This is a genomic window from Stenotrophomonas sp. 86156_Sma (assembly GCF_056481625.1).
Genome location: NZ_CM151157.1, coordinates 1,423,440 through 1,437,235, shown reverse-complemented (window position 1 = coordinate 1,437,235; position 13,796 = coordinate 1,423,440). Strand labels below are relative to the sequence as shown.

Here is a 13,796-nt window from a genome sequence, read left to right as displayed (position 1 = left end):
TGTTCAGGCGTGCTGGCGGGTGCCCGGCGTGGGATGCTCGGCGCAGGAGGAAGGCCCGTGGACAAGATCGACTTCAAGAAGCGCGATCGCGCGTTGTACCTGCCCCCGGCGGGCCGGTTCGTGACGGTAGACGTACCGCCCCTGCCCTACCTGATGGTCGACGGCCACGGTGATCCGAATACCGCCCCCGCGTATGTGCAGGCGGTGCAGTGGCTGTACGCGGTGAGCTATGCACTGAAGTTCGCGCTGAAGTCCGGGGGCCAGGACTACGTGGTGCCGCCGCTGGAAGCCCTGTGGACCGCCGAGGATCCGTCGAGCTTTGTCGCACGCCGCAAGGATGAGTGGAGGTGGACGGTGATGATCCGTACGCCGGACGGGATCAGTCCAGCGCAGTTGGAGGCTGCCATCGCCAAGTCGGCGAAGAAACTGGGCGAGGTCCCGGCCAGCCTTCGCCATGAAATTCTTGAAGAAGGCCTCTGCCTGCAGACCCTGCATGTAGGCGCCTACGATGACGAGGGTCCGGCCCTCGCCCATCTGCACAACGAACTGATGCCTTCGCTGGGCTACGCCTTCGCCGGCCCCCATCACGAGATCTACCTGAGCGATCCGCGCAAGACCGACGCGGCGCGGTTGAAGACCGTGCTGCGGCAGCCGGTGCGCGCGCTTGAGCCTGATAAGGGTTCGCGCTCATGACACAAGGCCAGTGATTGCTTCAAATGCCAAAACAAAAAGCCCCAACCAAGGCCGGGGCTTTTCATTACAACTGGTGCCGGAAACAGGAGTCGAACCTGCGACCTACGCATTACGAATGCGCCGCTCTACCAACTGAGCTATTCCGGCGGAGCCCGCGATTTTACGGGCTGGGCGCCCCGGCGGTCAATCCATCCGGCTCAGCCCACCTCTACCCGGTTGGCGCACACCCGCCCGGCCGCGAAATCCTGCAGATTCCCCAGCGTGATCGCCGAGATCTCCTGCAGCGCCTCCACGGTGAAGAAGCCCTGGTGGCCGGTCACCAGCACATTCGGGAAGGTCATCAGGCGCTGGAAGGCCTCGTCGTCGATGATCTCGCCAGACAGGTCCTGGAAGAACAGCGCGCTTTCCTGCTCATACACGTCGATGGCCAGATGACCGAGCCGGCGCGACTTCAGCGCGCGGATCACCGCATGGGTATCGACCAGTGCGCCGCGCGACGTATTGACGAGCATCGCGCCCGGCTTCATCCGTGCCAGTGTTGCATCATTGATCAGGTGCTGGGTATCGGGGGTCAACGGGCAATGCAGCGAGACGATGTCGGCGCGCGCGAGCAGTTCGTCCAGTCCAACCATGTCGCCCACGCCGGCGAAGGCCGGCGACGGGTACGGGTCGTGCCCCAGCACGGTGCAGCCCATGCCGTTGAAGATGCGCGCGGTGGCCTGCCCGATCTTGCCGGTGCCGACGATGCCGACCGTGCGCCCATGCAAGGTGCGCCCGAGCAGGCCATCGAGCATGAAGTTGCCCTCGCGCACGCGGTTGTAGGCGCGATGGGTCTGCCGGTTGAGGGTCATCACCAGCGCCAACGCATGCTCGGCCACCGCCTCCGGGGAATAGGCCGGTACGCGTGCGACGAACAGATCCAGCACTTTCGCGGCTGCCAGGTCCACATTGTTGAAGCCGGCGCAGCGCAGCAGTACGGCCCGCACGCCCAACGCATGCAGGGCGTGCAGCACCGGCGCATCCAGGCGGTCGTTGACGAACACGCATACGGCTGCGCAATCCTGCGCCAGCGCGGCCGTGTGCACGTCCAGCGCCACATCGAAGTACACGAACGCAAAGCCGTCCCCAGCCGCATCGCGCTGGTTCGCCTCATCAAGGAAACGACGGTCGTAGGGACGGGCACTGAAGACGGCGATCTGCATGGACGGGCCTGGGTGGAATGGCATATCGACCATACCGCAGCAGCACCCGCGTTGGGATGGCACCGGCGATGCCTTCATCGCCGGTGCCGGGTGCCACTTAGAACTTGTAGCCCAGGCCCAGCATCACGCCGTTCTGGATCTGCCCGTCGCGGCGCTCACCCACGTAATCGGCCATGATCGACAGGCGCTCGCTGGCGCGACTGGTCACGCCCACGTTCCAGGCCAGCACCTGCTCGCCCACGGCCTGGCTGCTGGCACCAAACACCAGGTCCGGGGCTGCGGCGAAACCGGTGCTGTAGCGCGCCTGCGAATCGCCCAGCTCCTTCTGCCAGACCACGCGGGCACGCGGAGTGATGCGCTCGCCGTTGTTGCCCTCGAAGGTCTTGAACAACTGCAGGCCGGCACCCACGCGGATACTTTCCAGACTGCCGCTGCGACCGGCCAGCGCACCGGCACCCTGCCCTTCGTTGAAGCGGGTTGCCGACGTCCGTGCGTAGTCCACCACCGGCAGCAGCGGCTGGATCACCAGCCCCTTGCCAGTGGTGAAGGAGAAGGCATGTTCGACCCGCGCCGAGATCGCATCGTTGCTGTATCGGGCACGCAGCGGCTGCTGCAGGCCCTCGATGGCGGAGAGGCTGCGGCGGGTGTCATGGCGCAGATCGGTGTAGCGCACGGCCGCTGACAGGTAGCCACGCGAATAGGTCGCGTCCAGGTAGCCGCCCACGTCCAGCGCGCGCACGTCGCCGCTGAAGCCGGAGCCATCGCTGGCCTTGGTCGACATGTCGGCCGCGGCCACGCTGGCACCCAGGGTGACGCGGTCATCGGCCAGGCGGGTGTCGGCACCGACCACGATGCCACCGATGTTGTGGCTCAGGCCGCCCACGCCACCGTCGGCGTCGATGCGGCCATGGCTGGCGAAACCGCGTGCCCACAGGCCATGGCTGCGTCCCGTCGCACCGCCACCGCCAGTCCCCTCGCCGGCCGGTTCGACCAGATGCATGGCCAACTGGTTGAACAGGCTGCCATGACGCATGCCCGGCTGCGCCGAGACCGACTGCGCCGCCTGCGAAGCCAGTCCATCGGCATCGCCGCCACTGCGCATCGCCGCCTGGTGCTGCTGCACCACGTTGCCGATGCTGCCCAGCAGTGCGTTGTCGGCCAGGCGCAGGCTGGCATGGGCATCACCGCGCAGGGCGCCGGCCTGCTGTGCGATCACATCGCGGTCGGTGAACTGCAGCGCGCCGAGCAGCGACTTCAGGCCGCTGTCCTGGCGGTCCGATGCGGCTGCCAGCGCGCGCCCCAGCCCGTCGCCGGAGGTGCCGTTGGCAAACAGCCCCAGCTGGTCGAAGCCCGGGTTGGCGGTCAGCCACAGGCCATCGGCCGTCTGCTTCACGTTGAAGCTGAGCAGTGAATTGTGGCGCGGGCGGAACACTTCACCGGCAGTGATGCTGGCACTGTATCCGGCGTCCCCCAGCCGCACGACATCCTGGAAGCCCCCCTGGTAGATCGGCCCTTCCACCAGATCGCGGCGGTAGGCACCGGCATAGAAGCCCTGGGCCACATTCAACGCAAGGTGTGCGCCCTGCGCGATCACCAGCGCGCCCTCCTCGGTGCCGCCGTCGTAGAAGCTGCCGACGCGCAGGCGGCCACTGCCGGTACCACCGGCTTCGGTAACATCAAACAACACCTGGCCGCCGGGCATGATGTTGACGTAGCCGTGGGTCACCAGATCCCCACCGCGCGGCATCAGCGTGCCGAACACGCGCAGGCGGTTGAAGCCATCTTCGCGGTAGGACGGGCCGGTGCCATCCAGCAGCGCATCGCTGTCGGTGCCGACCGATGCGATATCACCGTGGCCGACCACGATGCTGCCCGGCATCACCCGCAGCTCGGGGGTACGCAGCGCACCGCCCTCCAGTGCGATGGTGCCGTTGTCCACCAGAATGAAATCGGCGCCGGTGGTTTCAGCGGTGCGCCAGGTGGCGCCATTGCTGACACGGATCACGCCGGCGGAGTTGGCCAGGGTCGAGGCATCCAGATCGGCCAGCCGCAGCTGGCCGCGCAGTTCATCCTGGAGGTCGGGGTCGGCGAGCAGCTGCTGCAACGACTGCGCGCCGATACCGTTCGCCCCCCGCGTGGAGAAGTTGTACAGGCTCACCGCATAGTTGATGTAGGTGCTGGCCCAGTCGGTGTTCCAGCGCGCGAAATCGTCGTCGACAAAGGCCTGCAGCTGGCGCGCGGTACGCAGGTAGCCCGGGTTGATGTCGCCGCTGACGTTGCTGGTGACACGAAGGGTGTCGCCCGGATCGCGATAGCCCGCCGTGTTGATGATGCTGTTGCTGCGGATGTCCTGGCCCGGGAATGACTCCAGCTTGCTCCCACTGCCATCCGGATCGAAGGTAACCGACGTACCCGTGGTACGCGCCGGGTCGCGGAATACCAGCAGGCCATTGGGCTGCACCACTTCATACATGGCCTTGTGCAACAGGCCCGCATCCATGCCACCGCCGTAGTTGCCTGTGTAGATCTGGGTCATGCGCGCCGACGGCGCATAGGTGATCCTGCCACCACTGCTGGCGGCATGGATCTGCACCGAGTCGACCAGCGGCAGATCGCCGCCGAGGTAACGGTTGACGCCACCGGACTGCATGATCGAGCAGGACGAAATGCAGTGGCCGGACACGATGGTGTCCAGGCCCTGGGTACGGATCACCGCCTGCAGCCACTCGCCGGCAATCAGCGCGCCACCGTTGGACGTTCGCAGCACGACTTCGCGGATCGGACGGCCTTCAGCCTGCGCCTTGGCCAGCAGTGCGGGCAGCGCCACCACATCGGCGACGGTGACGCCGCCGCTGAGGAAGACGCGATCGTCCTGCACGTGATAACTCATTGCCATGACGTCATCAGCTGCCGCGATGGCGCCAACGCCCATCAGCCCGGCCAGGGCCAGGCTCAACTTCGAATACTTCATGCGTTCTCTCTCTCCACCCGCAACACGCGGGTAGAACGATCAACGCCGCAGCGGGGCGATCTCCCCCAGTGGAACGGATCCTGAAAAATGAATACATTCACAATAAGAATCCGATCGATGCACACTCTTCCCCATCCGGTCATCGTCGCGTAAAACTCGATGACGCATTCGCCACCGACAGTCGAGGCCAGCCCTGTCCACCCCGTCTCCCCTGATCCATCGCGCGCCGGAGCCGCCCGCACCTGCGGATGCCTTCATCGCGTTCGTACGCGAAGAGCGCGCACCGCTGTGCGCGTTCCTGCGCACGCGGGGGGTCGGGCCTGAGGATGCGGAGGATATCGCGCAGGACTGCATGGAGCGGCTGATCCGCTATCGCGCACAGGGCCCGGACGAACTGCGCCTGCTGCTGTATCGTATCGCCCGCAACCGCCTGGCAGACCGCGGACGCTCGCCGCAGTCGCGGCCGCATCTGCCGCTGGCCGAACACGATGGCAGCGACGAACCGCCCAGTTCCTCGCCCGATCCATTGCGCCAGGCCGAGTCAGGGCAGATGCTGTCCCTGCTGCGGCAGGCCCTGTTCAAGCTGCCCGAACGCGCACGCGAGGTCTATCTGCTCAACCGCATCACCGGCATGAGCTACACCCAGATCGCGCGGCATTGTGGAATTACTGCCAAGACCGTGGAAAAACATATCGCCCGGGCCCTGCAGGGCCTGCGTCAGGAGTTGGGATCGGATCCGCTGCACAACGACAGGGACGGCCAATGAGTGGCACCCCGCACAGGAATGATGCACAGCTGTTTGAACGCGCCAGCGCCTGGGTAGCCCGCCTGGAAGCCCCGGACTGCACATCGGCCGAACGCGAAACGTTCGAGGACTGGCTGGCCGAAGATCCGGCCCACGTCAAAGCCTGGGTGCAGGCCGAAACCCTGTTCCAGCAGGGTGCGGAGCTTGCGGCTGACCCCTGGCTGCGCACCGCCGCGGCACGGGCGGCGCGTCCGCCGCGCCGGCGCTGGTTGCCGGGCGTGGCCGCTGCCGCCGGTGTCTGCATGGCGATCGGCATCGGCTGGATGGTTGCCGTCGACGGCAACCCGACGCCACAGGTCTACGCCAATGATTCGCACCAGGCACAGCAGCAGACGCTGGCCGATGGCAGCGTCGCCATGCTGGATGCCGGCACCACCCTCCGCGCCCGCTTCGGCTGGCGTCATCGTGATCTGGTGCTGGAACGGGGTCGGCTGCAACTGCAGGTCGCACCGTCGAACAAGGCGCTGCAGCTGCACGCCGGCGACAGTACGATCCGCGACATCGGCACGACCTTCCAGGTGGAACGCCTGCGTGACGGTCTGGTCGAGGTCGCGCTGCTGGAAGGTGCCGTGGAAGTCAGCAACGGCGCAGCGCAGCACACGCTGGCGCCCGGCCAACAGCTGCAGGTATTGCCCTCCGGCCGTATCCAGCCGGGCCCTGCCCTCTCGTCCAACGCAGCCGCTGAAGGCTGGCTGCGCGGGCAACTGGTGTTCGATGCCACGCCACTGTCGATCGTGGTCGAGCGCATGAACCGTTATGGCCGCACGCCACTGGTGATCGTCGATCCGGAGATCACCGACCTGGCGGTAAGCGGCACCTTCCGCGCCGGTGATGCACAGGAGCTGCTGTCGGCGCTGGAACTGGGTTGGTCCGTGGCTGGCCAGACGCGTCCGGATGGCGCGCTGGAACTGCGCCGCACCTACTGAGGAGACCGGCAGTGAAGGCAGGTCCGGGTGCGCTGCAGTGGGGGCTGCTCCGCGCCCTGCTATGCCTTGCACTGGGTGTTGCCGCACTACCGATGGCCGATGCCGGCGAGCCCGCCGGCACGCTGGAGATCGACGTGGGCGCTGGCCCACTGGTGCCGGCACTGCAGCAATGGGCCCGGCAGAGTGGCACCGCCCTGCTGTTCGACGCACGTGAACTGGATGATCTGCGCACCGGCGGCAGCCGTGACCAACGCGATACCGGGGCCTCCCTGAAGCAGCTGGTCGCCGGCCTGCCGGTGAACATCCTGCGCACTTCATCCGGTGCCTTTGTCGTGCGGCGCGTCCATCCCGAGCCCCCTGCCACGCCGCCGAAAGCGGTCGCAGCCCCGCGCCTGCCGCGCCCGGCTCCCAAGTCCGCCGACACGCCACACCAGGTGGAACTGGCGCCCATCCATGTCACCGGCAGCCGGCTGCCGCGCTCTTCGGTGCAGACCACACTGCCGGTCACCACCATCGATCGCGACGATATCCTGCGCAGCGGCTACGGCAATCTGTTCGACCTGCTGCGGCACCTGCCCGGCATGAACGGCCATCCGGCCATGAGCACCTCGCGCGGCGGCGATTCGCAGTACCTGCCGGTGGGCGCAGCGGCCACCACCAGTCTCGACGGCATGGGCCCGCGGGCGACGCTGTTCCTGGTCAACGGCCGGCGCCTGCCGCGCTATCCGATGGTGTCGCTGGAACAGGGTGGGCTCACCGACCTCGGCGGCATTCCGCTGAGCTTCGTCGACCGCATCGAACTGGTACGCGGTGGTGCCTCGGCCATCTATGGGGCCGACGCCATGTCCGGCGTGGTCAACATCATCCTGCGCGACCAGGCCGATGGGCCCGAAGCCATGCTGCAGACCGGGCTCAGCAGCCGCGGCGATGCGGGCCAGTACCGCCTGCAGGCCGCCACGGGCGGCGCGCGTGGCAACGGGGACCGCTGGTTTGCCGGACTCGATCTGCACCGTGTCGAACATGTCGCCGGTGACCAGCGTGACTGGCACGCGGAAACCTCGCTGTATCCGATCGGCGCGATCTTCGGCAACTGGTACGTGCCCGCCCGGCGCTGCGAGCCGCCCCTGAAGCGGCGCGAGGATGGCTGCTGGTTTGACAGCGCGCGGCCGCGGTCGCTGCAGCCCGCCTCGGATACCGCGTCGGCCTTCCTGCACTACCGGCATGAACGTGGTGAGGGACGCTATGCCTATGTCGAGGCGCGGGCCAGTCACAACCGCCAGCGCTTCGATCTGGGCCCGACCGCCGTTGCGGTGGTCTCGCGCGGAATCACCTTCAACAGTGTGCTGCGTGAGGCCGGCAACGTGCGCCCCAGCGTCCGCGCCACCGATGCCGACCTTACCTTCGGCATCGGCCGCGACCAGGGCCGGCGCAGCTGGGAGGCGGGCATCAGCGCGCAGCGCAGCGACGTGACCTTGTCCACTGCAGGCACCGTGCGCACGACACGCCTGCTTGAAGCAACGCAGGCGCTCAGGTTCACTCCCGGTTTCGACGCGCCGCCGGCGGCCGAGGCGGACACGCTGTTTCCGTCCATCCGCAACCGCGGCAGCACCGCACAATGGCAGGGCTGGTGGGGCGTGCAGCGTGAGCTGATGGCAATGCCCGGCGGCAATGCGCAGCTGGCCACCGGCATCGACCTGCGCCATGAACGCTGGACCTCGCGCCCGGACGCACTGCTGAGCCAGGGCGACCTTGCGCTGGGCCTGCCACAGCAGCGACGCCGCCTGTCGCGACAAAGCAGTGGCGTCTACGCCGAGCTGGGCCTGCCGCTGGCCCCCACGCTGCGCGCGGACCTGGCTGCACGCTGGGACCGCGACGGCGGCTTCATGGCGTTCTCGCCTCGTGCCGGGCTGCGCTGGAGCCCGACGCCGCACTGGTCGTTCCTGCTGGCCAGCGGGCGCGGCTATCGTGCACCGAGCCTGTTCGAGCAACGGCGGCCTCCCGGCTACTTCGGCTCGATCACGCTTCCGGTGTCCAGTGCCCTTCCGGAATGTGCGATCGCCACGCGTGGTGGCGGCTGCAGCGTCACGGCCAACGTGGTTGAGAACGATGCACTGAAGGCCGAACGATCACGCAGCCATTCGCTGGCAGCCACGTGGACGCCCGACGACACGTTCTCGCTGTCGCTGACCCACAACATCGTGGAACTGCGCAACGAGATCCTCGCCCTGCAGCCGAGCGATGCGGTGTGGAACCGCAGCACGTGGGAACTGGATGAAGACGGCCACCTGGGCAGCCTGCGCCTGTCGTTCGACAACATCGGCCGCACCACCTCCCGCAACTGGGTGCTGCGTGGCGAGTACCGCATCGACAGCGGCAGCAACGGCCAATGGTTGTTTTCGCTCGATGCGCTGAAGCAGCAGGAACTGCTTCGCCGCCGTGACCATGAGGCCGCCGTGGACCTGCGTGGCCATGTGACACCCGAGCTGGCTGCGGTGTTGAACGTGCAATGGCAGAACAGCAACTGGGACATCGCGCTGCGCGGCAACCAGATCGGGCGCACGCGTGCCTGGCTGCCGGGGGCGGAGTGCCCGCAGAAGCAGGTCGACCGGAACCACTGCATGAACCCACGGCAGCTGCGCTGGAACCTGCACCTCGCACGCCGGCTGGGGCCGCGCATCGTTGCAGCGCTGGACGTGCACAACGTGCTGGACACGCAACCGGTGAACTATCTGGTCGGCAATGGCGGGCAGATGCCCGGGCTGGACGATCCGCTCGGCCGCTACTACCTGCTTACCCTGCAGTTCCGCTGAAGCGTAGTAATCTACGCGCCCTGTTCCACCGCGGTCCCCTTCCCCCATGAAAGCCTATCTCTGGTTCTGGGGCGCGTTCCTGCTGTTCTTCGCGTTGCCTTTTCCCTGCATTCTCTATTTCGGCACTTCGTGGCCGGTAGCGCTGGTCGACCGCAGCGCACCGTGGCTGGCACTGTTGCTGCTCGCACTGTCGATGGTCCTGTGGCTGATGCTGCTGTTCGCCTTCCTGCACTACCTGTTGCTGGGGCCGCCACGCGCACTGCACCGGGTGCAGTCGATCCTGGCCGACGGTGAACCGCGCAGTGCGCTGATCGAGCAGGCCGAACAGACCGGCGTGCAGGTACGTGGGTTCGCGCAATGGAAACTGCAGTTGTCCTTCAAGAACCTGTCCGGTACGCCGGTCCGCGAACAGATGCTGGTGGTCGACAGCAAACCCCAGCTGCATCGCTTCGAGGTGGGCAGGCACATTGATGCACGCCTGGGGCGGACACCCGGAGCATTCCCCAACATCGTGCTGGACGGTGCCCAGCCCGAACTGAATGTCGCCAGCCTGTGGCGGCGCGGCATCGGTGCAGCACTCGGCATCGCCATCGTTGCCGCTGCCTATGTGTGGGCCTACCAGTTGCAGAGCGAGGGGCTGGGCTGGACCTTCCTGTCGTTCGGTCACCCGCTGCTGGTGTGCCCGCTGGTGCTGTGTGGCTATGCGCTGGGCCTGCGCCTGCTCGGCCGCCTGCTGCACGCCGATGCCCGCGGCGATGCGCTGAAGTATCGCGGCATCGGCGTGGAGGCCAGGGTGTTGAAGGTGCGTCAGACCGGTACCTACCTCAACGAACAGCCGCAGGTGGAGTTCCAGCTGGAATACATCGACCGCGAAGGCAAGATGCAGCAGGCCCGCGTGCGCCGCTTCATCCCGCTGATTGAACTTGCCAACATCCCGCGCGAGCATGTGACGCTGCTGTACGACCCGGATGACCACAGCAACGTGCGCCTGGAGGGAGTATGAAACAGCCGCCCTCAACCCGCACCGTGTTCCTGGTACTGCTGCTGGTTCTGGCGGGCGTGGCCGTTGCCGGAGGCGCCCTGCAGACCATCAGCGAAACGCTGGGGCATTCGGTACAGCCGGACCGGTTGCCTGCCTCCGTCTCGTCCCAGTCGCCGCGCGAGCAATCCGCATCGCTTGTGCCGTCCCCGGCGCCCTTCCCCGCCGCGAGTACCGCTGGAGCGCCCGAGCGCAACAACCGCCTGTTCGATGCGGACTACCTGCTGGCTGCCCGTCAGGCACTGGAGCAGATGCCAGCGCTGGCCGGCCAGCGGCTGACGGTCTTCCACAGCATCCACTTCTACGACGATGGCCGCATCAACCTCGATCTGGTCGATCCGCAACAGCCGGGCCACGTCGACAGCTATCACTTTGAACGTGGCCAATGGCGCAAGGGCAATCCGGTGAACCCGCAGCAGTTTGCGCCGACCATCAGCCTGCAGCGCAGCAGCACATCCCTGGCCAGCATCGATTTCGAGGCTGTTCCGCGCGTGGCGCAGGCACTGCAACAACAACGCAATGCCCTGCAGAACCCCGCATCTGAAGTCGGCCACGTCTACGTGATCGTACGCAAGGGCGGCAAGCTGGTGTGGCTGCCGGATGAAGTTGCCGGAGACCGCGAATCGGTGCGCCTGCAGTTCGATGCGCAGGGCGCCCTGCGCGGCGTGAGCCGCCGGTAGGCCACACAAAAAAGGGGACGGAGGGGATTAAGTCGTATGTGCCTTGGTGCGGTTTGCGACTTAATCCCCTCCGTCCCCTTTTTCTATTTCACCGAGCGCGCGATGGCGTACTGCGCAGCGTAGTACGTGGACAGCACCAGCAGGCTGGCCAGCGGCAGGCCGCCGGCGAAGCGGTCCCAGGCCAGCAGTGAATCGCTGGCGACGAACAGCAACGCACCGGCGGCGGCCCAACGGGCACTGGCGGCCTCCATGGCGTCAGGCTGCGGGCGGCGCCACTGCCGTGCCAGGGCCAGCACCGCCATCGATGCCAGCACCACCACGTACGCCAGCACCGGAATACGCATCGGTGCGGGCAGGTGTGGCCACAGGCCCAGCACGTTGAGCACGGCAAACGCACCGAGCAGGACGCTGGCGCCGACCAGCCCACGCCCGGCACGCAGGCCTCCGCGGAAGGCGATGATGTAGCAGACATGCGCCAGCAGGAATGCGACCAGTCCCGGTACGAACGCATCCATCGGCAGCATCAGTGCGATATCGCCCACGCACGAGAGCAGCATGCCGGCCAGCACCGTGCGGCGGTAGAACGGCTGTGCGGGATCGTGCACGCGCCAGGCGATGGCAGCGATCAGCAGCGTGGTGGCCGGCTTGGCCAGCCAGTGCAGCCAGTGCCCATCGCCGTGCAGGTAGGCACCGACGATGGCGAGGACCGCCATCAGCAGGATCACGCCATCGCGGGCGCGCGGTTTCATCGCGCCTTCCACAGGTCCGCCAGGCGGTCAGGCTTGCCGGCGATGCGCTCCAGCACCGGGTACTGCAGGCCACCGTGGTAGGCGATGCTCATCGTTTCGATGCGATCGAACTGCTTCACCAGCAACACGATCGGCGCCTTGTCCTTCGCCGCGCCGGCGACGGCGTCCTTCAAGCGCTGGCTGCTGTATTCACGGCCGCCAACCGCGATCACCTTCATGCCCGGTGCAAGACCGGCGTTGAACGCCGGACTGTCCCAGATCACGTCACCGACCGTGCCGTTGTCGAGCACGGTCGCACCCAGTGAGTACGCCAGCAACGCGGCCTTGGCGCGCTTTTCCTGCGCCTTGTAGGCGTCGTTCGGGGTATCGCGGTAAACCAGCTTCCAGCCCGCCAGTTCCAGGCCGCCGGTCAACGAACCATGTCCGTCCAGGCGCCCGCGCAGGAACGTCGCCCAGTCGTACGGCGCGATGCCGTTCAAGGTCGCGACCACATCATCGAAGGTGTACGGGTTGACGTCCCAATCGCCATTACCGACCCCGAAGAAGGCGCGTGCGAAGTCGTCCAGGCTGCGGCGATTGCCGCTCAGTTCGCGCAGCTTGCCCTCCACTTCCAGCCACAGCATCTGGCCGCCGGAGTAGTAGTCCTCGCTCATCTGGTAGTTGCGGTAGGGCAACGTGCGGCGCTGGGCGATGGTCGGGTCGTTGGTGGTGTCCTGCAGCGGCCGCCAGGCCAGGCCCGGGCGACCACGGTCATAGGTCGCGGCCACGTTGGCCAGCATGTCGCGCGCCTGCGCGGTCGACCACAGCCCCGAACGCGCCGCCAGCACCTGGCCCCAGAACTGGGTCTGGCCCTCGTACACCCACAGCAGGCTGTCGCCCATCGGCACGTTGAAGTTGGCGGTGGCCAGATCGGCGCCGCGACGGTACTTCCCGTTCCACGAATGGGTGTACTCATGCGGCAGCAGGTCGCGCATCCACGCGTTGCTGTCCCACTCGGTGAAGTAGCCCGGGTCGGCACTGTTCTCGCTGGAACGGTGATGCTCCAGGCCGATGCCACCAAGGCGGTCGGTCAACGCCAGCAGGAATTCATAGTGGTTGTAGTGGCGCGCGCCATAGAGTTTGTCGGCCTGCTGCACCAGCGCGCGGTGCATCGTGATCTGTGCCTCGCTCGGCTTCAACGACTTGGCCTCGTCGGCGAACACATTGAGGTGCACCGGCACCTTCGCACCCGGGTCGAGATCGATGCGCTGGTAGTGCTCGCCGGCGAACAACGGCGAATCGACCAGATGGTCATACGAGATCGGCTTGAACACCACGGTGTCACCGTCGCGTCGCGCGGTTTCCAGGGCAGTGGCGAACGACCAGCCCTTGGGCAGGGTCACGCTGGCCTGCGCCTGCAGGTTGCGTGCATCCACCCCGGCCGGGTACAGCGAGTTGGCGTTCCACTGCAGGTTGAGCATTTCCGGGGTCATCACCACCCGGCCCTGGCTGCCGCCCTGCGAGGACAGGAAATCGAAGTGGGCGACGATCTCGCTCACGCCCTCGGGCACGTTCACCTTGAACGCATAGACGTTGAACTGGTCGCGCTGCCAGGCCAGCGGCTTGCCGTTGGCCGTCACGCGCAGTCCGGCCAGCTTGTCGATCGGGCCGGTGGGCGAATGGTTGCCGGGAATCCACTGCGGGTACAGCAGGGTGACCGGGCCGGGCTTGACCGGCACGGTGGCGGTCACCTTGAAGATGCGCCGGGCCAGATCGCGCGCGTCGACATCGATGCGCAGCAGGCCGGGAGCCGCCGCGTTCGCCGGTGGCGAGGTCTGCGCAAGTGCAGGCGTGGCCGCCAGCGCGAACAGCAACGACATCGCCAAGGCTCGGGTCTTCATCGGGCAACTTCCAACAACGGAGAATCTTCCGATGCTAGGCC

General features: G+C 66.9%; 10 protein-coding genes and 1 tRNA gene. 6 read left to right on the top strand and 5 right to left on the bottom strand.

Features of this window, described 5'->3' with window-relative positions:
- Positions 1 to 57: 57 nt before the first annotated feature.
- Positions 58 to 693: a GyrI-like domain-containing protein gene (locus ACZK33_RS06710; protein WP_423174394.1), complete on the top strand. Its 636-nt coding sequence runs from the start codon at positions 58 to 60 to the stop codon at positions 691 to 693.
- Between the two features lie 71 nt (positions 694 to 764).
- On the opposite strand, the gene ACZK33_RS06705 is transcribed toward ACZK33_RS06710, so the two are convergent.
- The 3 genes from ACZK33_RS06705 to ACZK33_RS06695 all read right to left on the bottom strand — a co-directional run bounded on the left by ACZK33_RS06705 (position 765) and on the right by ACZK33_RS06695 (position 4,866).
- A tRNA-Thr gene (locus ACZK33_RS06705) sits at positions 765 to 840 on the bottom strand.
- Between the two features lie 50 nt (positions 841 to 890).
- Entirely contained in the window at positions 891 to 1,895 is a 1,005-nt protein-coding gene (locus tag ACZK33_RS06700; RefSeq protein WP_423174393.1) for a 2-hydroxyacid dehydrogenase, read from the bottom strand.
- A gap of 97 nt (positions 1,896 to 1,992) precedes the next feature.
- Positions 1,993 to 4,866 carry an autotransporter domain-containing protein gene (locus ACZK33_RS06695; RefSeq protein WP_423174392.1) on the bottom strand — a complete coding sequence of 958 codons (2,874 nt, stop codon included), beginning with the start codon at positions 4,864 to 4,866 and terminating at the stop codon, positions 1,993 to 1,995.
- 286 nt (positions 4,867 to 5,152) lie between these two features.
- Here ACZK33_RS06695 and ACZK33_RS06690 point away from each other — a divergent pair, with 286 nt between their 5' ends.
- The 5 genes from ACZK33_RS06690 to ACZK33_RS06670 are packed head-to-tail and all read left to right on the top strand — an operon-like array spanning position 5,153 to position 11,126.
- Positions 5,153 to 5,632, top strand: a complete 480-nt coding sequence (locus tag ACZK33_RS06690) for an RNA polymerase sigma factor (RefSeq protein ID WP_235202849.1) — start codon at positions 5,153 to 5,155, stop codon at positions 5,630 to 5,632.
- Entirely contained in the window at positions 5,629 to 6,597 is a 969-nt protein-coding gene (locus ACZK33_RS06685) for a FecR family protein (protein WP_423174391.1), read from the top strand. Before ACZK33_RS06690 ends, ACZK33_RS06685 begins: the two co-directional genes overlap by 4 nt.
- A gap of 11 nt (positions 6,598 to 6,608) precedes the next feature.
- Entirely contained in the window at positions 6,609 to 9,407 is a 2,799-nt protein-coding gene (locus ACZK33_RS06680; RefSeq protein WP_423174390.1) for a TonB-dependent receptor plug domain-containing protein, read from the top strand.
- A 46-nt stretch (positions 9,408 to 9,453) separates the two neighbouring features.
- A complete protein-coding gene (locus ACZK33_RS06675) occupies positions 9,454 to 10,410 on the top strand; it encodes a hypothetical protein (RefSeq protein ID WP_423174389.1) in 957 nt (318 codons plus the stop codon).
- Entirely contained in the window at positions 10,407 to 11,126 is a 720-nt protein-coding gene (locus ACZK33_RS06670; RefSeq protein ID WP_423174388.1) for a hypothetical protein, read from the top strand. The genes ACZK33_RS06675 and ACZK33_RS06670 overlap by 4 nt, the downstream gene beginning before the upstream one ends.
- Positions 11,127 to 11,209: 83 nt before the next feature.
- Here the strand turns inward: ACZK33_RS06670 and ACZK33_RS06665 are convergent, their stop codons facing one another.
- The gene (locus ACZK33_RS06665; RefSeq protein WP_423174387.1) at positions 11,210 to 11,875 is read right to left on the bottom strand and encodes a lysoplasmalogenase; all 666 of its coding nucleotides are present in this window, start codon (positions 11,873 to 11,875) and stop codon (positions 11,210 to 11,212) included.
- Entirely contained in the window at positions 11,872 to 13,755 is a 1,884-nt protein-coding gene (locus tag ACZK33_RS06660; RefSeq protein WP_423174386.1) for a M61 family metallopeptidase, read from the bottom strand. Before ACZK33_RS06660 ends, ACZK33_RS06665 begins: the two co-directional genes overlap by 4 nt.
- Positions 13,756 to 13,796 lie beyond the last annotated feature (41 nt).

What these genes read in the sequence shown, in the direction of transcription:
- ACZK33_RS06700 (WP_423174393.1), bottom strand. Translation starts at nt 1,895, where the DNA reads ATGCAGATCGCCGTCTTCAGTGCCCGTCCCTACGACCGTCGTTTCCTT.
- ACZK33_RS06695 (WP_423174392.1), bottom strand. Translation starts at nt 4,866, where the DNA reads ATGAAGTATTCGAAGTTGAGCCTGGCCCTGGCCGGGCTGATGGGCGTT.
- ACZK33_RS06670 (WP_423174388.1), top strand. Translation starts at nt 10,407, where the DNA reads ATGAAACAGCCGCCCTCAACCCGCACCGTGTTCCTGGTACTGCTGCTG.
- ACZK33_RS06685 (WP_423174391.1), top strand. Translation starts at nt 5,629, where the DNA reads ATGAGTGGCACCCCGCACAGGAATGATGCACAGCTGTTTGAACGCGCC.
- ACZK33_RS06665 (WP_423174387.1), bottom strand. Translation starts at nt 11,875, where the DNA reads ATGAAACCGCGCGCCCGCGATGGCGTGATCCTGCTGATGGCGGTCCTC.
- ACZK33_RS06660 (WP_423174386.1), bottom strand. Translation starts at nt 13,755, where the DNA reads ATGAAGACCCGAGCCTTGGCGATGTCGTTGCTGTTCGCGCTGGCGGCC.
- ACZK33_RS06675 (WP_423174389.1), top strand. Translation starts at nt 9,454, where the DNA reads ATGAAAGCCTATCTCTGGTTCTGGGGCGCGTTCCTGCTGTTCTTCGCG.